This is a genomic window from Sphingobium sp. ba1 (genome assembly GCF_000743655.1).
In the GTDB taxonomy this organism is placed as follows: domain Bacteria; phylum Pseudomonadota; class Alphaproteobacteria; order Sphingomonadales; family Sphingomonadaceae; genus Sphingobium.
Genome location: NZ_JPPQ01000069.1, coordinates 1,038,065 through 1,059,912, shown reverse-complemented (window position 1 = coordinate 1,059,912; position 21,848 = coordinate 1,038,065). Strand labels below are relative to the sequence as shown.

The 21,848-nt window shown below is 64.1% G+C and carries 21 protein-coding genes; 12 read left to right on the top strand and 9 right to left on the bottom strand.

Going from position 1 to position 21,848, the window contains the following annotated elements:
• Positions 1-7: 7 nt before the first annotated feature.
• The 4 genes from IL54_RS08160 to IL54_RS08145 form a co-directional block, all read right to left on the bottom strand.
• Positions 8-1,024: an arginine N-succinyltransferase gene (locus IL54_RS08160; protein WP_037474651.1), complete on the bottom strand. Its 1,017-nt coding sequence runs from the start codon at positions 1,022-1,024 to the stop codon at positions 8-10.
• Between the two features lie 18 nt (positions 1,025-1,042).
• Positions 1,043-2,254, bottom strand: a complete 1,212-nt coding sequence (locus tag IL54_RS08155; protein WP_037474649.1) for a hydrolase — start codon at positions 2,252-2,254, stop codon at positions 1,043-1,045.
• 46 nt (positions 2,255-2,300) lie between these two features.
• Positions 2,301-3,200, bottom strand: coding sequence for a DUF481 domain-containing protein (locus IL54_RS08150; protein WP_037474646.1), 900 nt, complete (start codon positions 3,198-3,200; stop codon positions 2,301-2,303).
• A gap of 88 nt (positions 3,201-3,288) precedes the next feature.
• The gene (locus IL54_RS08145) at positions 3,289-3,774 is read right to left on the bottom strand and encodes an RNA pyrophosphohydrolase (RefSeq protein WP_037474644.1); all 486 of its coding nucleotides are present in this window, start codon (positions 3,772-3,774) and stop codon (positions 3,289-3,291) included.
• A 187-nt stretch (positions 3,775-3,961) separates the two neighbouring features.
• Between IL54_RS08145 and IL54_RS08140 the strand changes: the two genes are divergently transcribed.
• Together IL54_RS08140 and IL54_RS08135 are read left to right on the top strand one after the other, a co-directional pair.
• Entirely contained in the window at positions 3,962-5,344 is a 1,383-nt protein-coding gene (locus IL54_RS08140; RefSeq protein ID WP_237748818.1) for a cryptochrome/photolyase family protein, read from the top strand.
• Between the two features lie 36 nt (positions 5,345-5,380).
• On the top strand, positions 5,381-6,646 hold the full coding sequence (locus tag IL54_RS08135; protein ID WP_037474639.1) for an SAM-dependent methyltransferase: 1,266 nt from the start codon (positions 5,381-5,383) through the stop codon (positions 6,644-6,646).
• 46 nt (positions 6,647-6,692) lie between these two features.
• On the opposite strand, the gene IL54_RS08130 is transcribed toward IL54_RS08135, so the two are convergent.
• From IL54_RS08130 to chrA, 3 genes are all read right to left on the bottom strand, one after another.
• Positions 6,693-7,418 (bottom strand): SDR family NAD(P)-dependent oxidoreductase, encoded by a 726-nt coding sequence (locus IL54_RS08130; protein WP_037474636.1) that lies wholly within the window; start codon positions 7,416-7,418, stop codon positions 6,693-6,695.
• Between the two features lie 144 nt (positions 7,419-7,562).
• Entirely contained in the window at positions 7,563-9,023 is a 1,461-nt protein-coding gene (purF, locus tag IL54_RS08125) for an amidophosphoribosyltransferase (RefSeq protein WP_333972528.1), read from the bottom strand.
• 166 nt (positions 9,024-9,189) lie between these two features.
• A complete protein-coding gene (gene chrA / locus IL54_RS08120) occupies positions 9,190-10,386 on the bottom strand; it encodes a chromate efflux transporter (RefSeq protein WP_037474634.1) in 1,197 nt (398 codons plus the stop codon).
• 208 nt (positions 10,387-10,594) lie between these two features.
• Between chrA and ccmC the strand changes: the two genes are divergently transcribed.
• The 8 genes from ccmC to IL54_RS08085 all read left to right on the top strand — a co-directional run bounded on the left by ccmC (position 10,595) and on the right by IL54_RS08085 (position 17,614).
• Entirely contained in the window at positions 10,595-11,323 is a 729-nt protein-coding gene (ccmC, locus tag IL54_RS08115; RefSeq protein WP_037474633.1) for a heme ABC transporter permease CcmC, read from the top strand.
• A 5-nt stretch (positions 11,324-11,328) separates the two neighbouring features.
• Positions 11,329-11,460 carry a hypothetical protein gene (locus IL54_RS25690; protein WP_272945507.1) on the top strand — a complete coding sequence of 44 codons (132 nt, stop codon included), beginning with the start codon at positions 11,329-11,331 and terminating at the stop codon, positions 11,458-11,460.
• Entirely contained in the window at positions 11,457-11,903 is a 447-nt protein-coding gene (gene ccmE, locus IL54_RS08110; RefSeq protein WP_037474631.1) for a cytochrome c maturation protein CcmE, read from the top strand. The genes IL54_RS25690 and ccmE overlap by 4 nt, the downstream gene beginning before the upstream one ends.
• Before the next feature lie 160 nt (positions 11,904-12,063).
• A complete protein-coding gene (locus IL54_RS08105; RefSeq protein WP_037474629.1) occupies positions 12,064-13,992 on the top strand; it encodes a heme lyase CcmF/NrfE family subunit in 1,929 nt (642 codons plus the stop codon).
• Positions 13,989-14,516, top strand: coding sequence for a redoxin family protein (locus IL54_RS08100; RefSeq protein WP_037474627.1), 528 nt, complete (start codon positions 13,989-13,991; stop codon positions 14,514-14,516). Before IL54_RS08105 ends, IL54_RS08100 begins: the two co-directional genes overlap by 4 nt.
• Positions 14,513-14,923 (top strand): cytochrome c-type biogenesis protein, encoded by a 411-nt coding sequence (locus IL54_RS08095; protein ID WP_037474623.1) that lies wholly within the window; start codon positions 14,513-14,515, stop codon positions 14,921-14,923. Before IL54_RS08100 ends, IL54_RS08095 begins: the two co-directional genes overlap by 4 nt.
• Entirely contained in the window at positions 14,920-15,561 is a 642-nt protein-coding gene (locus IL54_RS08090) for a tetratricopeptide repeat protein (protein ID WP_037474620.1), read from the top strand. The genes IL54_RS08095 and IL54_RS08090 overlap by 4 nt, the downstream gene beginning before the upstream one ends.
• Before the next feature lie 127 nt (positions 15,562-15,688).
• Entirely contained in the window at positions 15,689-17,614 is a 1,926-nt protein-coding gene (locus IL54_RS08085; RefSeq protein WP_037474617.1) for a potassium transporter Kup, read from the top strand.
• A 56-nt stretch (positions 17,615-17,670) separates the two neighbouring features.
• Here IL54_RS08085 and IL54_RS08080 read toward each other — a convergent pair whose 3' ends face one another.
• Positions 17,671-18,144 carry an Hsp20 family protein gene (locus tag IL54_RS08080; RefSeq protein WP_171899275.1) on the bottom strand — a complete coding sequence of 158 codons (474 nt, stop codon included), beginning with the start codon at positions 18,142-18,144 and terminating at the stop codon, positions 17,671-17,673.
• Between the two features lie 519 nt (positions 18,145-18,663).
• Between IL54_RS08080 and IL54_RS08075 the strand changes: the two genes are divergently transcribed.
• Both IL54_RS08075 and IL54_RS08070 read left to right on the top strand, forming a co-directional pair.
• Complete coding sequence (locus IL54_RS08075; RefSeq protein ID WP_037474611.1) at positions 18,664-19,914, top strand: lipoprotein-releasing ABC transporter permease subunit; 1,251 nt, start codon at positions 18,664-18,666, stop codon at positions 19,912-19,914.
• Complete coding sequence (locus tag IL54_RS08070) at positions 19,907-20,584, top strand: ABC transporter ATP-binding protein (RefSeq protein ID WP_037474606.1); 678 nt, start codon at positions 19,907-19,909, stop codon at positions 20,582-20,584. Before IL54_RS08075 ends, IL54_RS08070 begins: the two co-directional genes overlap by 8 nt.
• 40 nt (positions 20,585-20,624) lie before the next feature.
• Here the strand turns inward: IL54_RS08070 and IL54_RS08065 are convergent, their stop codons facing one another.
• A complete protein-coding gene (locus IL54_RS08065; RefSeq protein ID WP_037474605.1) occupies positions 20,625-21,797 on the bottom strand; it encodes a Yip1 family protein in 1,173 nt (390 codons plus the stop codon).
• Positions 21,798-21,848: the final 51 nt, after the last annotated feature.

The following is a 21,848-nucleotide window of genomic DNA, read 5'->3' as shown; positions in this document are numbered from 1 at the left end:
GTAACGCTCATGCCCGCCCCGCCATGGTGAATTCGACCCCCGGTTCCAGCCCGATCCGCGCCGCGCTCGCCGCATCGAGCGACACGACGCCATCCGCTTCCTGCACGAAACCCCAGGTGCAGCGATAGTCCGCGAGGCGCCCGGTCGCGATCAGCATCTTGTCGCCGCCCTTCTCATGCGTCGCGCCCAGTGTCACGTCGCGCGCGCCCGCAATCGTCTTCAACTGGTCGATCTGCCCGACCATCGTCGGGCCACCGTCGAAAATATCGACATAGCCCGCATTGTCGAACCCTTCGGTCTCCAGCATCCGCATCGCCGCCCGGCCATTGGGGTGGGGCAGGCCGATGACCGCGCGCGCGCTGTCGGTCAGCATCGCGGTATAGATGGGCGTCTTGGGCATCAGGTCGGCGATGAACTGGTTGCCGTTGACGGCGTTGAATTCATCAGCCTCCTGAAAGCTCATGCCAAAGAAGCGCCCGGCCAAACCGTCCCAAAAGGGCGACCCGCCCGCCTCGTCGATCACGCCGCGCAATTCGGCAATCACCTTGTCGCCAAAGCGCTGCCGATGCCCGCGAATATAGAGATAGCGGCTACGCGACAGCAGCAGGCCCAGCCCCTCGGCCCGTTCGCGCGGATGCAGGAACAGCCCGCCGACCTCGACCGACCCTTCCAGATCGGTGGTGAGCGAGAGCATCTGCGCCCGGAATGTCCGGCCCAGTTCGCGGCTATGCTGGGTCAGCATCCCCAGCCGATAGGAATAGAAGGGCCAGCTTTGCCCCACGGTCGAGAAAATCTGGCAAGTGCCGCGCACCTGCCCCGTCTCGACATTTTCCAGCACCATGACGATCAACTCGTCGGCAATGCCATCCTCCGCCCGCGCCAGCGCCGCCTCGGTCCGCTCCAGCTTGGCCGCCAAAGACTTGCGGTCAGGCGGCAGGTTGGTGAAGCCACCCCCGGTCAGCTTCGCCATTTCATAGAGCGTCTGCAAATCCTCCGCCCGTGCGGTTCGCATGATGAAACTCAAGCGCTTACCCTCTCTTGTTCATATCTTATATTTGCCTTGCGCGATCCGCAGCAGCGCCAGCGCCGACAATTGCGCCCGTTCGGGCAGGCTGTCGGCGATCAGAAATTCGGCATCGCTATGGATGCTCCCGCCGCGCACCCCCATCGTATCGACCACCGGCACGCCGCAGGCCGCGATATTATTGCCGTCGCACACCCCGCTGGTATCGCGCCAGCCAATCTCCAGCCCCAGATCGGCTCCGCATTGCTTGACCAGCCCGAACAGGCGCTCGGCCTTGTCATCCATCGGCTTTGGCGGCCGTCCGAAACCGCCATGCAGATGCAGGCTGACGTCATGGTCGCGCGCCACAGCGGTCATCGCCCGCTCGATCAGCGCCCGCGCCGCCGCCTCATCCTGCGGTGTCCGGGGCCGGAAATTGACCCGCAACACCGCATGGTCGGGCACGACATTATTCGGCCCGCCGCCCTCGATCTTCGCCGGATTGCACGAACAGCCAGGGCCGCTCCCGGCCTTGAGCCGCAGCGCCAGATCGGCCGCCGCCAGCAGCGCGTTGCGCCCCTCATCGGGATTGCGCCCGGCATGGGCGCTGCGCCCGCTCACCACGATCGAGAAATTGCCGCTCCCCGCCCGCGCGCCCGCCAGCGTGCCATCGGGCAGGGCAGGCTCATAGGTGAAGGCCGCGATCTTGCCCGCCGCCACCGCCCGCAACAAGCCAGCGGAGGAGGGGCTGCCCACTTCTTCGTCGCTATTGATGACGACGTCATAGCCAAGTGCTTGCGCCGCGTCCGTCCCCTCGATCGCCCGCAGCGCCGACAGCATGACCGCAATGCCGCCCTTCATGTCGGCGACCCCCGGCCCGTTCAGCACGCCGGATTCGATCCAGCGCTGCGCCCGGAACGGGTGATCGGCGGCAAAGACCGTGTCCATATGCCCGGTGAGCAAAATCTGCACCGGTGCTTGCGGCCGCACCGACAAATGCAGATGCTGCCCATGGATGATCATCTCGACCTGCCCATCGGCGCGCATCGTCTCGACCGGTGCCGCATCGATCAGCGTCACGTCGCCCGGCAGCACGGCAAAGCTATCCGCCAGCGCGCTGGCCATCCGCGCCAGCCCGTCCAGATGCCGCGACCCGCTGTTGATCGCCGCCCAATCCTGCACCTGCGACAGCATAGGCGCAGCGGCGGCCCGCTCCAGCAGGGCGGCTTCGATCGTTGATAAGGAGTTCATGGCAAGGGTCTATCAGAGCGCGTCGCGCGCCTCCACCCCCACCGCGTCAGAAGTCGTAGGTCAGCGTCAACCGGCTCAGCGTGTCCAGATCGCGCGCGCTCAGCAGCGTTTCCGACTCATATTGGACGTTGTAGGACAGGGCGGCCGACAGCCGTGCCGCCACCTTCGTCTCGATCGCGGTCAGCGAGTTGAGCGAATAAACCTCGCTCTCGGCATAGCCCGCCGCCGTCTGCTTGAGCGTCAGCGTCGGCGACAAGCGCCACACCGCCGCCATCGATCCACGCGCGCCGAGCTTGGTTTCGCGCTCGCCGGTCAGATATTTGGCGTGTCGCACCGACGGACCGATATCGACCTGCAAATCCAGCGGCTGGCTGACGATCAGCTTGTAACCGATACCGACCGACCCGGTATAGCGTTCGTCATAGCCGATCGACGTATCCCGCTCGAACTGGGTCAGCCCATAGGCGAAACCGCGCGGATCGAACTGATAGCGTGGCTCGTAGCTGGCGAGATAGCGTTCGCGCGAGGTCACGCCATTGGCGCGACGATAATCCGCCGTCGCGCTCAGCTTGTGCGTCCATTGAAGGCCTGCGCGAGTCGCCGTGGCCGTGCCGCTCAGGCCCAGTTCGCTAGTGGAGCCGGTCGAGCGGAACCCGCCCGCCTCGACCCGCCCGGTCCATAATTCGGTGAACCGCGCCTCGCGAATCACGGTGTCGTGAGTCGCCTTGGTGCGTTCCTTCCAGCTATTGACCATCCGCTGGATCTCGTCACCCGACGCGGGATTGGTCTGCCGCGCGATCTTGGCGACGGTGGCGATCTCCGTCTCGCTGCCATTGGCGATTGCCGCCTCCAGCATTTCGCGTACCGATGACGGCAGCAAAACGGGGTCGGCGGCCAAAGCAGGGGCGGCAAACAGGAACGATATCAGGATCAAACAGGCACGCATGGCTCCGTCATACCCGCTCGACGGCAAAACTTAAGCCCCTAAGTGCCTGTTTTGCGCACGGCCTGCCGCAGGAACGGTATCGCAACGGTCAGATCAACGATTTGAATTCCTGCAGGATATCGCGATACAGCTTGCGCTTGAACGGTACGATCAGTTCCGGCAACGTTTCAGGCTCGGCCCATTTCCAGCTGCGAAATTCGGGATGCTTGGTCTGAATATTGACGTCGCTATCCTGCCCCAGGAAACGAGCGAGATACCAATATTGGCGCTGGCCGCGATATTTGCCGCCCCATAATTTGCCCAGCAATTCAGGCGGCAGATCGTAGAAATGCTCATCCCTGGCCTTGGCGATGATCTCGACATGCTCCGGCCCGATGCCGGTTTCCTCGCCCAGTTCGCGCAGCGCCGCGGCCTTGGCGTCCTCGCCCTCGTCGATCCCGCCCTGCGGCATTTGCCAGGCTTCCACGACATTATCGAGCCGTTGGCCGACGAAAACCTTACCATCCCTGTTGACCAGCATGATGCCGACGCACGGCCGATATGCCATTTCCCGTTCATTGGGCGTGGAAGCCATAAATCCCCTGAATCTTTCTCATATGGTGCCACAGACCCCAGCAGGGCACCGAACCTAAGGATAAGCGCGGCTGCCGTGCGCGTCCATGGATCGAATCGCGCATGGCCTGATTTGCGACGGGCCGTTGGTCCACAATATGCCCGATAGGGTGGTTGGAACCCGGCCCGGTGCCGCGCATTGCCCCATCATGTCCAGCAACGCCCCCGTCCTCCTCTGGCTCCGCCAGGATCTGCGCCTGTCCGATCAGGCCGCGCTCGCCGCTGCGGTGGAGGAGGGGCCGGTCATCCCGGTCTATATATTGGACGATGACATGCCGCGCAGTTGGGCGATGGGTGGCGCGTCGCGTTGGTGGCTGCACCACAGCCTGACCAGCCTGGACGAGCGGCTGCGCGAAAAGGGGTCGCGTCTCATCCTGCGGCGCGGGGCGTCGGCCGAGATACTGGCGCAACTGGCCGAAGAAACCGGCGCGCGCCGCGTCCATGCCCTGCACCATTATGAACCCTGGTGGCGTAACGCCGAAAAGGCGGTGGCCAAGGCGCTTGACCTTTGCCTCCACGATGGCGGTCTGCTGCTGCCGCCCGGTGCCGTGCGGACCGGGGCAGGGGGCATCTATCGCATCTACACGCCCTTTTCCCGCGCGGTGATGGAGCATATGCCACCGCCCACGCCGACCCGCGCGCCTGCGGCCATTCCGTCCCCGGATCAATGGCCAGCCAGCGACGCGCTGGAGGACTGGGCCTTGCTCCCCACCAGGCCCGATTGGGCGACCGGCTTCACCGAAGACTGGACGCCCGGCGAAGCAGGCGCGCGTGCGCACCTCAACAGCTTTCTCGATGCAGTCGGCGACTATCCGGTCGCGCGCAACCTGCCCTCGGTCGAAGGCTCCTCGCGCTTGTCGCCCCATCTCCACTTCGGCGAAATCTCGCCCGCTACCGTCTGGCACCGCGTTGCCGCTTCAGGACAGGATGCAACAGTCTATCTCAAGGAGCTGATCTGGCGCGATTATGCTCATGTGCAGATTTGCCAGATGCCGACCTATGGCTCGGAAAATGCCCGGTCGGATTTCGATGCGCTGCAATGGCGCGACCTGCGCAGCGCCGGGTCGGACTTTACCGCCTGGAAGACCGGGCGCACCGGCTATCCGATCGTGGATGCGGGCATGCGCCAGCTTTGGGCGACCGGCTGGATGCATAACCGCATCCGCATGATCGCCGCTAGCTTCCTCATCAAACATCTGTTGATCGACTGGCGCCACGGCGCACGCTGGTTCTGGGACACGCTCGTTGATGCCAGCTACGCCAATAATAGCGTCAATTGGCAATGGGTCGCGGGCAGCGGCGTTGACGCCAATCTGTTCACCCGCATCATGGCCCCGCTCAGCCAGTCGGAAAAATTCGACGCCGCCGCCTATATCCGCCGTTGGGTGCCCGAACTGGCCGATCTCAACGACAGCGTTATCCACGACCCTGACGCCCATGGCGCGCGCCCCGCCGCTTATCCACCCAAGATCATCGAGCATCGTGAAGGCCGCGAGCGCGCCTTAGCGGCCTATTGCCACGCAAAGGGGTGATTGCAGCGCCCGCCTGCTTCGGGCAGGAATGACGCCATGAATGCAGTCGATCCACGCCGCGGCCGCCGCGCGCTTTCCGTGCGCCAGCCGCCCCGTTCCGGCAAGCCCAGCCGGATGGGCCGCGCGTTGGGACCGCTCTTCCATCGCCTGCTCGACCGGATCGACCGGGGGCTGGATCAAGGGTCGCTCGACGCCACCCTGCCCGACGGCGCGCGCCGGATGCTGGGCGGTCGGACGCCGGGGCCGCATTGCGAAGTCCATCTCGTCCACTGGCGCGCACTGGTGCGGCTGGCGACCGGCGGGTCGGCGGGCTGGTATCGCGCCTGGGCGGCGGGCGAATGGACCAGCCCAGACCCGGTGCCGCTCTTTGCCCTGTTCATGACCAATGCCGTCGCGCTCGGCCGCGTCGCGCGCCCCAATGGCCCGACCCGCTGGATCGGCTGCGCCATCCACTGGGCACGGCGCAATAGCCGCACCGGGTCGCGCCACAATATCGCCTATCATTATGATCTGGGCAATGATTTCTACCAGCTCTGGCTGGACGATCTCATGCATTATTCCAGTGCCTTGTTCGTAGACCCTGACAGCGGGTCGGAAGACCTGGAACAGGCCCAGCGGCGCAAGGTCGATGCGATTCTCGACCGGCTGGCGCTCAAGAATGGCGATAGCCTGCTCGAAATTGGCTGCGGTTGGGGCGGCCTCGCCGAACAGGCGATGGAGCGGCAGACGATCGCCTATACTGGCCTGACGCTCTCGACCGAGCAGGCCGACTATGCCCGCGACAGGCTCGGCTCCGGCGCGCAAATCTGCCTCACCGACTATCGCGATGCGCAGGGCCAATGTGACGCCATCGCCAGCGTCGAAATGGTCGAAGCCGTCGGCCAGCGCTATTGGCCCGCCTATCTCGCCACCATCCACCGCTTGCTCAAGCCCGGCGGCCGCGCGGCGATCCAATATATCCTGATCGATGACGCGATCTTCGACCGCTATGCGCGCGGCGCGGACTTCATCCAGACCTATATCTTCCCCGGCGGGATGCTGATGTCGGAAAGCCGCTTCCGCGCGTTGGCTGAGCAACAGGGGCTGGAGTGGCGCGACATCTACCGCTTCGGCCAGCATTATGCGCAGACACTCCGCCGCTGGCGCTTACGCTTCGACCTAGCGATCGAGCAAGGCCTGCTGCCCGCCAGTTTCGACCAACATTTCGTGGCCTTATGGCGCTATTATCTGATGTATTGCGAAGGCGGCTTCCGCGGCGGCGGCATCGACGTGGCACAAGTGACGCTGGTGAAGCCCGCCTAAAACCGCCGTTCGTGTCGAGCGCAGTCGAGAAACGCCCGCGCCGCGTTCAGCCCTCAACCCGCATCCGGTGCCCGGTCGGCGTATCCGCCGCGACCAGTCCGACAATCGCATCGGCCACGACCTCCGGCCCCTTGAGCGTCGCAGGGTCTTCCCCCGGAAAGGCCCGCGCGCGCATCGCCGTGCGGGTCGCGCCCGGATCGACGATATGGGTGCGGATGGCCGAGATATTCTTCATCTCCTCACCATAGGCACCCACCAGCGTTTCCAGCGCCGCCTTCGACGCACCATAGGCACCCCAATAAGCGCGCGGGCTGACGACCGACGACGTCACCGCCACCACCCGCGCATCCTTGCTGGCCCGCAGCATCCCGTCGAACGCCGCGATCAGCGCCTGGGGGGCAGCGATATTGAGCGTCAACAGTCGCGCAAATTCCTTGGCGTCGATCGCCGGCACCGCCGCCAGCGCGCCCAGCGTCGCGGCGTTCAGCACCAATATATCGAGCGCGTCCCAGCGCCCCCCGATCGCCTGCGCCAGCCGCCCGATGCTCTCGCCATCGATCAGGTCGAGCGGCGCGATCGTCGCGCTGCCGCCTGCGGCGTGGATGCGCTCCTCCACCTCTTCCAGCCCGCCGGTCGTCCGCGCGGTCAGCACGACATGCGCACCCGCCCGGCCCAAAGCCTCGGCCGTGGCCGCGCCAATGCCACGACTGGCCCCGGTGACGAGCGCCAATTTGCCGGAGAGGGGGCCGGAGCGAGAGGAAGTGTCAGTCATAGCATCTCGTCATTTTCAAACTGATTTATGTTCCGTTCGCCCTGAGCCTGTCGAAGGGCCTCACTTCCTGCACAAGGAAGGGGCTTCGACAGGCTCAGCCCGAACGGATCTTTTAGGTTCGGAGAAAAGCGCAAGGAAAGCCCGTCAGGCCACCCGCTCGGCCAGCAATTCCAGCTGATTGGTCACCACCACATCATCCTGATCCGTCAGCGCGGTGGGATAATCGCCGGTGAAACAGGCGTCGCAATATTGCGGCCGCGTGTCGGCCCGCTTCGCCTCGCCCAGTGCCTTGTACAGGCCATCGATCGAGATGAAGGACAGGCTGTCGGCATGGATGAAATCCTGCATGCCGCCCACGTCCAGCTTGTGCGCCAGCAGCTTGGTGCGTTCGGGCGTATCGACGCCATAGAAGCAGCTATGCTTGGTCGGCGGGGATGCGATCCGCATGTGAACCTCTGCCGCGCCCGCCTCGCGCATCATCTGCACGATCTTCAAGCTGGTCGTCCCGCGCACGATCGAATCGTCGATCAGCACGATCCGCTTGCCTTTGATCAGCGCGCGGTTGGCATTATGCTTCAGCTTCACACCCAGATGGCGCACCTTGTCGCCCGGCTGGATGAAGGTCCGCCCGATATAGTGCGACCGGATGATGCCGAGTTCAAACGGAATGCCCGATTGCTGGGCATAGCCGATCGCCGCGGGCACGCCGCTGTCGGGCACGGGGATCACATAATCCGCCTCGACCGGATTCTCGATCGCCAGTTGCGCGCCGATCGCCTTGCGGACCGAATAGACGCTCGACCCGTCGACGATCGAATCGGGGCGGCTGAAATAGACATGCTCGAAGATACAGGGACGCGGATGCACCGGGCCGAACGGCCGATGCGACCGAATCTCGCCTTCATTGGTGACGATCACCAGTTCGCCCGGCTCGATCGTGCGCAGATATTCGGCACCCACCACGTCGAGCGCGACCGTCTCGGATGCGAAGATCGTCGTATCGCCGAGCTTGCCCATCACCAGCGGCCGGATGCCCAGCGGATCGCGACAGGCGATCATCCCTTCGGGCGTCATGACGATCAGCGAATAGGCACCCTCGACCTGCTTCAACGCATCGATGAACTTGTCGAGCAGCGTGCGATAGCTGGACGTCGCCACCAGATGGATGATGACCTCGGTATCCGACGTCGACTGAAAGATCGACCCGCGCCGAATCAGCTCGCGCCGCACCTTCATCGCGTTGGAGATATTGCCATTATGAGCGATCGCGAATCCGCCCGAATTCAGTTCGGCATAGAGCGGCTGCACATTGCGCAGCGACGTCTCGCCGGTGGTCGAATAGCGCACATGGCCGCATGCCGCGTCGCCCGGCAATCCGCGAATCACCTCGTCCCGGTCGAAATTCCCCGCCACATGGCCCATGGCCCGGTGGGTGTGGAAATCATGCCCGTCCCAACTGGTGATACCGGCGGCTTCCTGCCCCCGATGCTGGAGCGCGTGGAGGCCAAGCGCGACGATAGCGGACGCCGTATCAGCGCCCGAAACGCCGAAAATGCCGCATTCCTCGCGCAACTTGTCGTCGTCGAAGGGGTTCGTAGTCATCATGGGTGCGAGCGGTTCCATAGCCGTTCCTGACAACCCATAAGGAATATCCAGGGGTCGTCGTTGAGCGCGCATATAGTCACTCGAAGCCGCTTTGTCGCCCTCCTGTCACAAAAAAGCGTCGAGCGGCGATTTCGACTGGTCGGGACTGCGCCGCCGGACCCCGTCATCAGGGCGCGATGACCCATCCCGCCAGCGCCCCGCCCGCCACGATCGCGGGCGTCACCCACGCGCCCTTGACCCGCCAGGCCACGACCAAAGCAACCAGGAACAGCAGCATCGCGAAGACCGGCCTGTCCACGCGCGCGCCCGTCGCCTGGGCCAATTGCACGAATGTCGCGGCGATGATGCCCACGACGGCGGCCGCCACGCCGGTCAGCATCCGGTGCAGCGCCGGATTTTCGACAACCGCTTCCAGCCGTTCGAAAAAGATCATCGAAAAGGCGAAGGCAGGCAGGAACATCCCCGCCGTCACTGCCAGCGCGCCGATCGGCCCGCCCGCGACATAGCCGACGAAGGTCGCGAAGATCACCAGCGGCGCAGGCAATATCCCTGCGAGGGCGATCCCGTCGAGGAAAGCTGAATCGCTGATCCACCCGCGCCCGACCGTATCGGCACGGACATAGGGAATGGCGGTATAGGCTCCGCCAAAGGTCAGCAGACCACCCTTCAATCCGGCGATGAACAGCATCGCCACGGTGGCTGGGGCAGCGGCTACCATCTGCGCTGCCGTTTCCGCTTCGCCCGCAACATGGCCGATCATCCCCGCGCCGATGACCGGCACGATCAGCAGCAGCGCGGCGATCACCGGCCTGTTGGCCAGCGCATAGGCGGCCCCGCCCGCGATCAATATGACCCAGAATGGCACATTCGCCAGCGTCGCGACCAGCGCCACCACGGCGATCACCGCCAGCGTCCGATCCTCGATGATATGCTGACCAATCCGCACGACGGCCCGCAAGATGATCGCCAGCACCACGATCTGCACGCCGAGCAAAACGCCCGCAAGTCCCGCATTGCCGGCGATCCAGCCGACATAAAGCCAGCCCGCGACCATCATCAGCGCTAGTCCCGGCAGCATGAAGCCCAGCCCGGCGAGCAGTCCGCCCATCCGCCCGCGCGCCATCATCCCCAGATGGACGCACAGTTCATGGGCTTCGGGTCCGGGCAATATCTGCAACACCGCGAGCAATCGGTTGAAGCGCCCAGGCGTGATCCAGCGCTCCTCCTCGACCAACGCATGGCGCACCATCGCGATCTGCGCCACCGGCCCGCCAAAGGCGAGCGCGCCGAAACGCAGGAATTTGAGGAACAGCGCGATCAGGCTGATGCGCGGCGGCTGTATGTCGGTAATCGGGTCGGTCATCTAACGCTCCTCACGCCGCAGTCACGACGAATGGAACGGACTTGGACGGACCCCGTCTGACCGGGCGTCCGTGTTGGCCCGATGGCATCGGCTATCGGCGAAGTAGGCGCGGACTGTCAATCTCGTCGTTGCGCTGCGTAAATCCCCGTCCATCCGCAAAACGCCCCACTGGCATTGCCCTGCATGCCCCGCTACAGACGCAGCCCTGATGCATCGTTTCGCCAATCCCGCCCGCTTCCTCAAGATCGCGCGCCCGTTGACGGGCTGGCTGTTCTGGCCGGGGCTTGCCCTATTGCTGGCGGGCTGCGCGTGCGGCCTGTGGCTGACGCCCGCCGACTATTTGCAGGGGCAGACGGTGCGCATCCTTTATATCCATGTGCCTGCCGCCTGGCTCGGTATGGGCGGCTGGACCGGCATCGCCATCGCCGCGCTGATGCAACTGGTGTGGCGGCATCCGCTTGCCGCCGTGGCAGGCCGCGCGATCGCCGCGCCCGGCGCGCTGTTCACTGCCATATGCCTGGCCACGGGATCGATCTGGGGTCGCCCGACCTGGGGCACCTGGTGGGAATGGGACGGGCGGATGACCTCCATGCTGGTCCTGCTTTTCCTCTATCTTGGCTATATCGCGCTCGCCAATGCCAGCGCCCGCCAAGGGGCCGGGCAGGGCGGCGTCAGCAACGTCACTGCCATCTTCGGCCTTGTCGGTGCGGTCAATATTCCCATCATCAATCGCTCGGTCGTGTGGTGGAACAGCCTGCATCAGGGGCCATCCATCACCATGCGCGGGTCAAGCATCGACATGGCGATCCTGTGGCCGCTGGGCCTGACGCTGCTCGGCTTCACACTCTGGTTCGGCGCGATCGTCCTGATGCGGATGCGCGCGATATTGGCGCAGAACAAGGTCGAGGCGCGCATGCAGCGTCTCGCGAGAGGGTGACCCCGATGCAGCAATGGACCTTCGTCATCGCCGCTTATGCGGTCACCCTGCTGGGCACGGCGGCGGTCAGCTGGCTTAGCTGGCGCGCGATGCGCCGTGCCGAGGCCCAGGCCGAGCAACTGGCGGACCGCGCATGAAGGCCAAGCATCAACGGCTGATCCTCGCGCTCGCTGCATTGGTGGCGCTCATCGGTGCGGGCCTGCTCGCCGCCTCCGCGCTCAAGGATGAAGCCGCCTATTTCTATGCGCCGGGCGATGTGAAGACCAAGGGTGTCGAACCCGGCAAGCCGATCCGCCTTGGCGGCATGGTGGTCAAGGACAGCCTCAAGCGCGCGCCCGATGGCGTCACCATCACTTTCGACGTTACCGACGGCAAGGCCACCGTGCCCGCCACCTTCAGCGGCATCGCGCCCGACCTGTTCAAGGAAGGCAGCGGCGTCGTCGCCGAAGGATCGTTCGATACCAAAGGCACCTTCGTCGCCACCAACCTGCTCGCCAAACATGACGAACGCTATATGCCCCGCGAGTTGGAAGGCATGAGCTACAACGAAACCACCCGTGAAATCGAGGTGGACCAGTGAGGCTGTACGATATTCTCATCCTCCCCTGGCAGGGGAGGTGGCAACGCGAAGCGTTGACGGAGGGGTGTCACCCTCTCGATAGCAGGACACCCCTCCGTCTGGCCTGCGGCCAGCCACCTCCCCCACAGGGGGAGGATCATTTTTGCGTGGATAAGGCCCTATGATCGCCGAAATCGGCCTCGCCGCGCTCTGGCTCGCCGCTGCGCTGGCGCTGCTCCAGCTTGTCCTCGCCTTCACGGGCCTTAAGGGCAACAAGCCCGACCTGCTCGCCGCCGTGCGTCCCGCCGCCGTGGCGCAGGGCGTGTTGACCGCCATCGCCTTCATCGCGCTCGTCACGCTCTTTTTGCGCTCGGACATGTCGGTGCTGCTGGTCGCGACCAACAGCCATTCGGCCAAGCCTTGGCTCTATAAATTCGCGGGCACATGGGGCAATCATGAAGGGTCGATGCTGCTCTGGGTCACGGTCATGGGCGTCGCCGGAGCCGCCGTTGCGCTGTTCGAGCGCGCGCTGCGCCGCGACACCCATATAGCGACACTGGGCGGCCAAGCCGCGATTTCGCTCGGCTTCTACGCCTTCCTGCTCTTCTCCTCCAACCCCTTCGCCCGCATCGCCCCCGCGCCAGCGGACGGGCAGGGGCTGAACCCGCTGCTGCAAGATCCCGGTCTCGCCTTCCATCCGCCCACGCTCTATATCGGCTATGTCGGCCTCTCGGTCGCTTTCTCCTTCGCGATCGGCGCGTTGCTGACGCGGCAGGTCGATGCCGCCTTTGCCCGCGCGATGCGCCCCTGGGTGCTGGCCGCCTGGGTGATGCTGACGCTGGGCATCACCGCGGGCAGCTATTGGGCCTATTATGAATTGGGCTGGGGCGGCTGGTGGTTCTGGGATCCGGTCGAAAACGCCTCGCTCATGCCCTGGCTCGCCGCGACAGCCTTGCTCCACAGCGTTACCGTGCTGGCGACCCGCGACGCTCTGCGCGCCTGGACGGTCATGCTGGCGGTCGTCGCCTTCTCCATGTCGATGGTCGGCACCTTCCTCGTCCGTTCGGGTATCCTCACCAGCGTCCATGCCTTCGCGGTGGACCCGGAACGCGGCAGTTTCATCCTCGGCCTGCTCGCCCTCTATATCGGCGGCGCGCTCGCCCTTTTCGGTTGGCGCATCGGTGCCGTACGCGAAGGCGCGCCATTCGAGTTGGTTAGCCGTGAAACCATGTTGGTTATCAATAACTTGCTGCTGACGGTCATATTGGGACTGGTCCTGGTCGGTACCCTCTATCCGCTGATGACCGAAGCCTTTGGCCACAAAGTCTCGGTCGGCGCGCCCTATTTCGACCGGATCGCCGGGCCGATCGCGCTCGCGCTGATGATCGCCATGGCTGTCGGCCCCTTGGTGCGTTGGCGCAGGGACGATGCGCGGGTGGTGACCAAACGTTTGTTAATTCCCTTTCTCATAGCGCTATCCTTGTCCGCTTCGCTGTCCGTTTTGGCCTGGGGCCGCATCGGCATCCTGCCGTTCCTTGGCCTCGTCATCGCCGGAGCGGTCGGAGTCGCCAGCCTCGCGCCGTTGTGGAAACGCAATCTGCGCCGCACCCCGCTCTTCACCTATGGCATGGTCATCGCGCATCTCGGCTGCGCGGTCAGCTTAGGCGGCATGGCCAGCGACTCCGCCTTCACGGTCGAGAAACTGGTCGCCGCCCGCCCCGGCGACATGATCCAGACCGCAGGTTGGCAACTGCGATTCGTACAGATCCAACCCATAGCGGGCGATAACTGGACCGCGCTCCAGGCCGACATGGAAGTCCGTCGCGGCGGCGCGCCGGTGATGATCCACCCCCAATCCCGCTTCTTCGCCTCGCCTCCGACCACCACCAGCGAAGCGGCCTTGCTCACCCGCTGGGACGGCCAACTTTACGTCGTGCTGGGAGAGGAAGTCGACGGCGGTCGCTGGCAATTGCGCATCTGGTGGAAGCCCTTCGTCACCCTCATCTGGTTCGGCGGCATCCTGATTGCGCTGGGCGGCTTCCTCGCGCTGCTGGGCCGCGAACGACGCGGCTGGCTGATGAAGTGGCGCGCCAGGGCGGCCACCGCATGAGGAAGCTCCTGATCTGGCTGCCGCTTGGGCTTTTCCTGGGCTTCATCGCCCTGTTCGCCAGCGGCTTGTTCCAGCCCGATGACCGCGTCATCCATTCCCGCCTGATCGGCCAGCCGCTCCCGGCCTTCACGCTGCCCGCCGCCGCCAGCGACCGCCCGCCACTCGCCAGCGCGCAAATGGCCACCGGCCAGCCCCGCCTGCTCAACATCTTTGCCAGCTGGTGCGTCCCGTGCGCAGCGGAAGCCCCGCAATTGCTGGCGCTCAAACAGGCCGGTGTCCCGATCGACGCCATCGCCATCCGCGACGCCCGGCCCGATGTCGATGCCTTCCTCGCCCGCTACGGCAATCCCTACGCCCGCATCGGCCTCGACGCCCGCAGCGCCGTCCAAATCGCGCTCGGCTCGTCCGGCGTGCCCGAAACCTTCGTCATCGATGGCAAGGGGCGCATCGCCTACCAGCATATTGGCGACATCCGCGCCGACGATGTGCCGATGATCCTCGAAAAGCTGAGGGCCGCGCAATGAGACTGATCATGGCTTTCCTCCTCGCGCTGATCGCGACGCCGCTCGCCGCCCAGACCGCGCTGCCGCCTGCGCCCTATGCCGATCGCCAACTCGCCGACCCCGCACAGGAGCGCAAGGCCAAGGCGCTGATGGAAACCATCCGCTGCCTCACCTGTCAGAGCCAGTCGATCGCCGACAGCAATGCCAGCATGGCCGGCGACATGCGCTCGCAAATCCGAGAACGGATCATGGCGGGCGAGCAGCCCGAAGCGATCCGCACCTGGCTGATCGCCCGCTATGGCGACTGGGTCAGCTACGAGCCTACCGCCGCCCCCATCCTCTGGCCGCTCTGGGGTGCACCCTTGCTGCTGCTTGGCCTTGGCCTGCTGCTCCTGCGCGGCCGGATCAAGCGAAAGGTGCGGTCATGACCGGCTGGTTCCTCGCCTTCGGCCTCGCGGCTCTGGCTTTCCTCGCCATGCTGCTGCTTGGCCGCATCCCCCGTTCCGCGCGGGAGATCAGCGCGGCCGCGCTCCTGCTGGGGCTGGCGGGCTATGCCTGGCAGGGGAACCCCAGCCTTGCCGGTGCGCCGCGGTCGACCAAGCCGGTCGAGGGCCAGTTTGACGAGAAGCTGGCCGAAGAACGGCGCAGCCTCGGCGAACGTTTCGGCCCGACCGGGCAATGGCTGATTCTGTCCGATGGCCTGGGCCGTCAGGGCAAGACAAAGGATGCCGCCAACATCCTGCTATCCGGCCTGCGCGCCAGGCCCGACGACGCCACGCTCTGGCTCGGCTTTGGCAATGCGCTGGTCGCCCATGCCGATGGCATATTGTCGCCGGGCGCGGATTTCGCGTTCCGGCGGGCCATGGCGCTGGATGGCGAAGGTCTCGCGCCGCGCTATTTCTACGGCCTGGCGCTGGCACGCAACAACCAGTTGCAGGCTGCTCGTGGCATCTGGGCGCCGTTGGCGGATAGCGCGCCGGAAGGCAGCCGGATGAAAACGGAACTTCAAGCCAATATCGCGCGTATCGATGCCCTTCTGGCTCAGGATGGAACGGCCGCACCTTAGGCACGCAGCGTCGCATTGCACGCCCCCGGAGGGCATGGTAGGGCGCGGCGGTTTGTGGGGTGACAGCATCGTCCGTCATCGCTTCTCTTCGGATGTCGACACAGTATGACCATTGCGTTTTTCCTGCATGGCTGACCTGCTTCCCAACACCGCGCCGACGTCCGGCGAGGAAGAATCCGGCCACGGCCATGCCCGGCAGAAGGCCACCGTCAAGCTGGTGGTCGGCGCGATCGGCATCGTCTTTGGCGACATCGGCACCAGCCCGCTCTACGCCTTCCGCGAAACCTTCGCCGGGCATCATGAACTGACGCTCGACCCCGACCATATATTGGGCGTCATCAGCCTGATGTTCTGGTCGATGATGCTGGTGGTGACGCTGAAATATGTCAGCATCATCATGCGCGCGGATAATAAGGGCGAGGGCGGCAGCCTTGCGCTGCTCGCACTGATCAACGGCCAGACCAAGACGCAGCGCTGGTCGCGCGGCATCGTCCTGCTTGGCGTCTTTGCGACGGCGCTCTTCTACGGCGACTCGATGATCACACCGGCCGTCTCGGTCCTGTCGGCGGTCGAGGGTCTTGCCGTTTATAATCCGGTGCTGGCCCCTGCGATCCTGCCAGTGGTGATCCTGATTCTTGTCGGGTTGTTCTGGATACAGGGGCTGGGCACCAACAAGGTCGCGACCCTGTTCGGTCCGATCATGCTGCTCTATTTCGTGACGATCGCGACGCTGGGCATTCTCTCGATCATCAAGACGCCCGGCATCCTCTACGCCTTCAACCCCTATTGGGCGGTGATGTTCTTCGTCACTGATCCGCTGCCCGCCTTCCTGGCGCTCGGCTCGGTCGTGCTGGCGGTGACGGGGGCCGAAGCCCTGTATGCCGATATGGGCCATTTCGGCCGCAATCCGATCCGCGTGTCCTGGCTCGCCTTCGTCCTGCCCGCGCTGATGCTCAACTATATGGGGCAGGGCGCGTTGCTGTTCCGGGAGGGGGCCGCAGCGCTCGACAGTCCCTTCTACAATCTCGCGCCGCAATGGGCGCAGTTGCCCCTCATCGCACTCGCCACCATGGCCGCGATCATCGCGTCGCAGGCGGTGATTTCCGGTGCCTTCTCGGTCACGCAGCAGGCGATCCAGCTCGGCTTCATGCCGCGCCTGCGCATCGCCCACACCAGCGCCGCGACGGCGGGCCAGATCTACATCCCCCTCATCAACTGGGGCCTGATGGTGATGGTCATCCTGCTGGTGCTGACCTTCAAGACCTCGTCCAACCTGACCGCCGCCTATGGCATCGCGGTCACTGGTGCGATGTTCATCGACAACGTCCTGCTGACCGTCGTGCTGTACCGGCTGTGGAACTGGAAATGGTATTATGCCGCGCCGGTGCTGGCCGTTTTCTACATTGTCGATGGTGCCTATCTCGCGGCCAACCTGACCAAGGTGCCCGATGGCGGCTGGTTCCCGCTGCTGATCGGCTTCATCATCTTCACTCTGCTGACCACCTGGTCGCGCGGTCGCCGCCTGGTGCAGGATCGGTTGCGCGAAGCCGCGATGCCGATCCCGGTGTTCGTGGCGTCCGCCGCCAACAGCGCGGTGCGCGTTCCCGGCACAGCGGTCTTCATGACCTCGACGCCCGATGGCGTGCCCCATGCGCTGCTCCACAATCTCAAGCATAACAAGGTGCTGCACGAGCGAGTGATCCTGTTGACCGTCAAGATCAAGGATGTCCCCGTGGTCGAGGATGACGGCCGCTGCAAGCTGGAGGATCTGGGTCGCGGCTTCTTCCGCATGGTGCTGCAATATGGCTTCATGCAGGAGCCCGACGTTCCCGCCGCGCTCAAGAATGTGTCGGGCTGCGGTCAGGCATTCAAGATGATGGATACTAGCTTCTTCCTGGCGCGCCAGACCCTGTTGCCGTCGTCCAAGCCCGGCATGCCACTGTGGCGCGAAAAAATCTTCGCCTGGATGCTGCGCAACGCGGAAAGCGCGATGGAATTCTTCCGCCTGCCCACCAACCGCGTGGTCGAACTGGGCAGCCAGGTCGAGATATAGAAAAGGGCGCGGCCTTCGCAAAGGCCGCGCCCCACAGGCTTACGTCATTCCACAGCTCAGGCGGCGTCGCGGTCCTTGGCGGTGATCTCCACAAGCTGACCGCCATTGATGGCGATCTTCTTGGGCTTCATTGCTTCAGGTACTTCACGCAACAGGTCGATCACCAGCAGACCATCGGCCAGGTCGGCCTTTTCCACCCGCACGAAATCGGCGAGTTCGAACCGCCGCTCGAAGCTGCGATTGGCGATGCCGACATGCAGATATTTGGACCGATCCGATGCCGACCCTTCATCCTTGCGACCGATCACCTGGAGCAGGTTTTGCTGCGCGGTGATGTCGATCTCGTCGGGACGAAAACCGGCAACGGCCAGCGTCACGCGATAGCGATCCTCCGACAGGCGCTCGATGTTGAACGGGGGATAATTGTCACCCTGGCTCAACCGGGCGTTGTTTTCGATCAGGTCGAACAGACGATCGAAACCCACGGTGGAACGACGATAGGGGGTAAGGTCAAATGCACGCATTGTCATAATCTCCCAAAGAGCAAAATGAACGGGCCGGACCCGAAACAGGCGTCCGGCGATACTGCGCCCAACCCCATAGGGCGGCTGGACAGCGTGGATATGGTTTTGAGGCCGACGGTTTCAAGAGGGCGAAACGGGCATGGCGCGCGCGGAAAAACGCCGACCTTGGACCTTTTGTCCAATGTCTATTCCCGGAAACAGACGCCAAATAAAAAGCGCCCGGATCGTGTTTTCACGATCCGGGCGCTTCATAGACGATTGCTCGTCTCCCCCTTGGTCTGCCTCAACCGCTTCTCAGCCCCCTAAGCTCGAAGCGGGATGCAGTATCCCTGAACCACGGCCTTTTACCTGTGCTTCTAGGGTCTTGCTATGACTGCGGCGGGCCGGAGTCACGGGCAAAATCGGACGTCTGTGATTTTGCGGTGCGCCCTGTGGCCGTGATGCAACAATCTGGCAATGCTTGCCGTTCGGTCCCGCCATGCCTAGACGATCAGCCTATCCTTCCACAGAGGCCGTCCGCGCCACATGATTCTTTCCCGCTACGAACGCATGATCGCCAAGCGCTACCTTTTGCCCGGCAAGGGGGAAGGGTTCATCTTCCTCGTCGCCGGCATCAGCCTGGCCGCGGTGATGCTCGGCGTCGCCGCGCTCATCATCGTGATGAGCGTCATGAACGGCTTTCGCGCCGAACTGTTCGACAAGATCGTGGGCCTGAACGGCCATGCGGTGGTGCAGGGCTATGGCGGCCGCCTGCCTGACTGGCAGTCGGTGTTGGCGCAGGCGAGGGCGACGCCCGGCGTCACCAATGCCACGCCGATGATCGAACAGCCCCTGCTCGCGACCTTCAACGGCCGGGTGGAGGCCGTGCTGGTGCGCGGCATGACGGTGCCCGACATCCGTACCAACAAGACGCTCAAGGGCAAAGTGCTGGCCGGGACGCTCAACAATCTGACTGCCAATAGCAGCCGGATCGGCATCGGCTCGCGGCTGGCGGAAAATCTAGGCATCCAGTTGGGCGACAGCCTGACCATCATCAATCCGGCCGGTCGCTCGACCCCCTTCGGCACGGTGCCGCGCCAGGTCGCCTATCAGGTCGCCGCCATCTTCGAAGTCGGCGTCTATGATTATGACAAGGCGTTCGTCGTCATGCCGATGGAGGATGCGCAGACGCTGCTCCTGCTCGGCGACGTGGTTGGCATGATCGAAGTCGAAACCGTCGATGCCGATCGGGTCGGCCAGATATTGGAGCCACTCGCCGGCAAAGTCGCAGGGCGCGCCGTCGTCACCGACTGGCGACAGATGAACGCTTCGCTGTTCGAGGCGCTGGCTGTCGAGCGGATTGCGATGTTCGTCGTCCTATCGATCATCGTGTTGGTCGCCGTGTTCAATATCCTTTCCTCGCTCATCATGCTGGTCCGCGCCAAGACGCGTGACATCGCCATCCTGCGGACGATGGGGGCCAGCCGGATCGGTCTGGTCAAGATCTTCATGACCGTGGGTGTGACGATCGGCACGCTGGGCATGGTGGCTGGCATGATACTGGGCTTCACCTTCCTCTTCTTCCGCCAGGGGATCGTCAATGCGATCCAGTTCGTGACGGGTCAGAATCTCTGGGATCCCTCGATCCGCTTCCTGACCGAATTACCATCGCAGCCCGATCCGGTGGAGATTGCCACGATCTGCATCATGGCGCTGGTGTTCAGCTTCCTTGCTACCCTTTATCCGGCCTTCAAGGCCGCCAATACCGATCCGGTCCAGGTGCTGCGCTATGAATGACATATTGAAGGTCACGGGCCTCACCCGCAGCTTCACCCAGGGCGGCGTCACCATCGACGTGCTGCGCGGCGTCGACCTCAATGTGGGGCCGGGCGAGATCGTGGCTTTGCTTGGGCCATCGGGGTCGGGCAAATCGACCCTGCTCCAGGCCGTCGGCCTGCTGGAGGGTGGCTTCGATGGTTCGATCCGCATCGGCGGCGAGGAAGCGGCCAAGCTCGACAATGACGGCCGCACCCGCCTGCGTCGCGACGCATTGGGATTCGTTTATCAGTTCCACCATCTGCTGCCCGATTTCAACGCAACTGAAAATGTGATCCTGCCGCAGGTGATCCGCGACGTGGACATAGGTGCAGCCAAGACGCGTGCCGAATCGCTGCTGACCGCGCTTGGTCTCGGCCACCGGCTCGACCATCGCCCCAGCCAATTGTCAGGCGGCGAGCAGCAGCGCGTCGCCGTCGCCCGCGCGCTGGCCAACCGCCCCGCGCTGGTGCTGGCCGACGAACCGACCGGCAATCTGGACGAGCGCACCGCCGACATCGTGCTTGCGGAATTTTTAGGACTAGTCCGTGGCGAAGGCTCCGCCGCGCTGGTCGCCACGCACAATGAGCGGTTGGCGCAAAAGATGGACCGGGTGGTTCGCCTGCACGAAGGACGGCTGGAACAACATTAAGGCAAGGCGCGACACCAACAGGGATGTCGCGCCTTGTCTGTCACTGCGCCATCGCGGCCAGCTTCTCCGGGCCGATCGTCTGGACCGCAAACTTGAGTTCGTCGATATTGGCCACGGTGCCACTGGCTGACAGCATGAAGCGATTGGCAATGCTCGTCGCATATTTGCCATTGCGGCTTTCCTTATCCCAGCTTTCGTTGACCAACTGTCCATCGACCGTCTGGGTACGCTCATAGCCGGTCGATGTTTCTCGGTTGGACTGGACATTGAACGCTGCGCCGATCCCGGTCATCGCGCCCATCGCCGCCATGTCGATGATTTCCACCTTCATATCGTCGTCGCCTGCCTGATAGCGGGCGCTCGCTTGCGCGCCGCCAGCCATTCCCGCGCTTTCGATTTCGGTCCGCTCGAACCGACCGATTCGTTCAGGCAACAACGCCTGCAGCGCGGACGGGGACAGGGCGACGGCGGGCGCGCCGGTCTTGGCCGCGTCCTCCATCTTGCGCGCGGCTTCCTCCATCTTTTTGCCGGCGGCGTCGAGTTTGCCGAGATCGACCGTGCCGACACCCGGAATGGTCATTTGCCCATCGACTGCGGAGTCCCCCACTGATGGCGCTGCAAATCGCGAAAAGGGCGCGGCGACGGCACCGGCAAGGAGGGACAGCAATATGGCGGCGACGATCGTCACGATCGTATAAGGCATGGCTTTGTCGGCTGGTGCCCGCATCAATCGTGGCAAGCCGAGATACAGGAGATAGAGGCTGTAGAGCCCCAATATACTCAATATGCCGAGCATCGGTAGCAGTAGGAATATTCCGGCCAGCCAACTTGCCGTCGCCGAATAGGCCGCCACCTTGACCGCCTTGATCATATCCTTCTGGCCGCCGAACCGGGGTGCCAGCAAGTTAATCAGCCAGGCCAGCACGAACAGGCCGATCAGTGAAAAGACATATTGGGCAATGGCGCTGCCAACGGCGCCGACCAGCGATGGCCGAAAGCTTATGCCAAGCGCGCCATAGCCGAACATCTGGCCACCAATCAGCCCGGCCAGCGGCGGTATCGCGGCCAGGATCATCGCATAGCCGATGAAGATGCTACCGACGCTGGCAGGTTCAGCGTCGATGACCTCCCATTCGCTTTTGGGTTTGAGCAATATGGATTTCGCCCTGTCGATCAGTCCGGGGGGCGTGGAAACCGGGTTCATGTCCGTCATGATGGCCTTCTCCCTGTTTGTGGCGGAATTTGACCAGCAGGACGCCCCGAA

Bases quoted from the DNA above. Each gene is read 5' to 3' on its own strand.
- IL54_RS08155 (WP_037474649.1), bottom strand. From the start codon at position 2,254: ATGAACTCCTTATCAACGATCGAAGCCGCCCTGCTGGAGCGGGCCGCC.
- IL54_RS08150 (WP_037474646.1), bottom strand. From the start codon at position 3,200: ATGCGTGCCTGTTTGATCCTGATATCGTTCCTGTTTGCCGCCCCTGCT.
- IL54_RS08145 (WP_037474644.1), bottom strand. From the start codon at position 3,774: ATGGCTTCCACGCCCAATGAACGGGAAATGGCATATCGGCCGTGCGTC.
- IL54_RS08140 (WP_237748818.1), top strand. From the start codon at position 3,962: ATGTCCAGCAACGCCCCCGTCCTCCTCTGGCTCCGCCAGGATCTGCGC.
- IL54_RS08135 (WP_037474639.1), top strand. From the start codon at position 5,381: ATGAATGCAGTCGATCCACGCCGCGGCCGCCGCGCGCTTTCCGTGCGC.
- IL54_RS08130 (WP_037474636.1), bottom strand. From the start codon at position 7,418: ATGACTGACACTTCCTCTCGCTCCGGCCCCCTCTCCGGCAAATTGGCG.
- purF (WP_333972528.1), bottom strand. From the start codon at position 9,023: ATGATGACTACGAACCCCTTCGACGACGACAAGTTGCGCGAGGAATGC.
- chrA (WP_037474634.1), bottom strand. From the start codon at position 10,386: ATGACCGACCCGATTACCGACATACAGCCGCCGCGCATCAGCCTGATC.
- ccmC (WP_037474633.1), top strand. From the start codon at position 10,595: ATGCATCGTTTCGCCAATCCCGCCCGCTTCCTCAAGATCGCGCGCCCG.
- IL54_RS25690 (WP_272945507.1), top strand. From the start codon at position 11,329: ATGCAGCAATGGACCTTCGTCATCGCCGCTTATGCGGTCACCCTGCTG.
- ccmE (WP_037474631.1), top strand. From the start codon at position 11,457: ATGAAGGCCAAGCATCAACGGCTGATCCTCGCGCTCGCTGCATTGGTG.
- IL54_RS08105 (WP_037474629.1), top strand. From the start codon at position 12,064: ATGATCGCCGAAATCGGCCTCGCCGCGCTCTGGCTCGCCGCTGCGCTG.
- IL54_RS08100 (WP_037474627.1), top strand. From the start codon at position 13,989: ATGAGGAAGCTCCTGATCTGGCTGCCGCTTGGGCTTTTCCTGGGCTTC.
- IL54_RS08095 (WP_037474623.1), top strand. From the start codon at position 14,513: ATGAGACTGATCATGGCTTTCCTCCTCGCGCTGATCGCGACGCCGCTC.
- IL54_RS08090 (WP_037474620.1), top strand. From the start codon at position 14,920: ATGACCGGCTGGTTCCTCGCCTTCGGCCTCGCGGCTCTGGCTTTCCTC.
- IL54_RS08085 (WP_037474617.1), top strand. From the start codon at position 15,689: ATGGCTGACCTGCTTCCCAACACCGCGCCGACGTCCGGCGAGGAAGAA.
- IL54_RS08080 (WP_171899275.1), bottom strand. From the start codon at position 18,144: ATGACAATGCGTGCATTTGACCTTACCCCCTATCGTCGTTCCACCGTG.
- IL54_RS08075 (WP_037474611.1), top strand. From the start codon at position 18,664: ATGATTCTTTCCCGCTACGAACGCATGATCGCCAAGCGCTACCTTTTG.
- IL54_RS08070 (WP_037474606.1), top strand. From the start codon at position 19,907: ATGAATGACATATTGAAGGTCACGGGCCTCACCCGCAGCTTCACCCAG.
- IL54_RS08065 (WP_037474605.1), bottom strand. From the start codon at position 21,797: ATGACGGACATGAACCCGGTTTCCACGCCCCCCGGACTGATCGACAGG.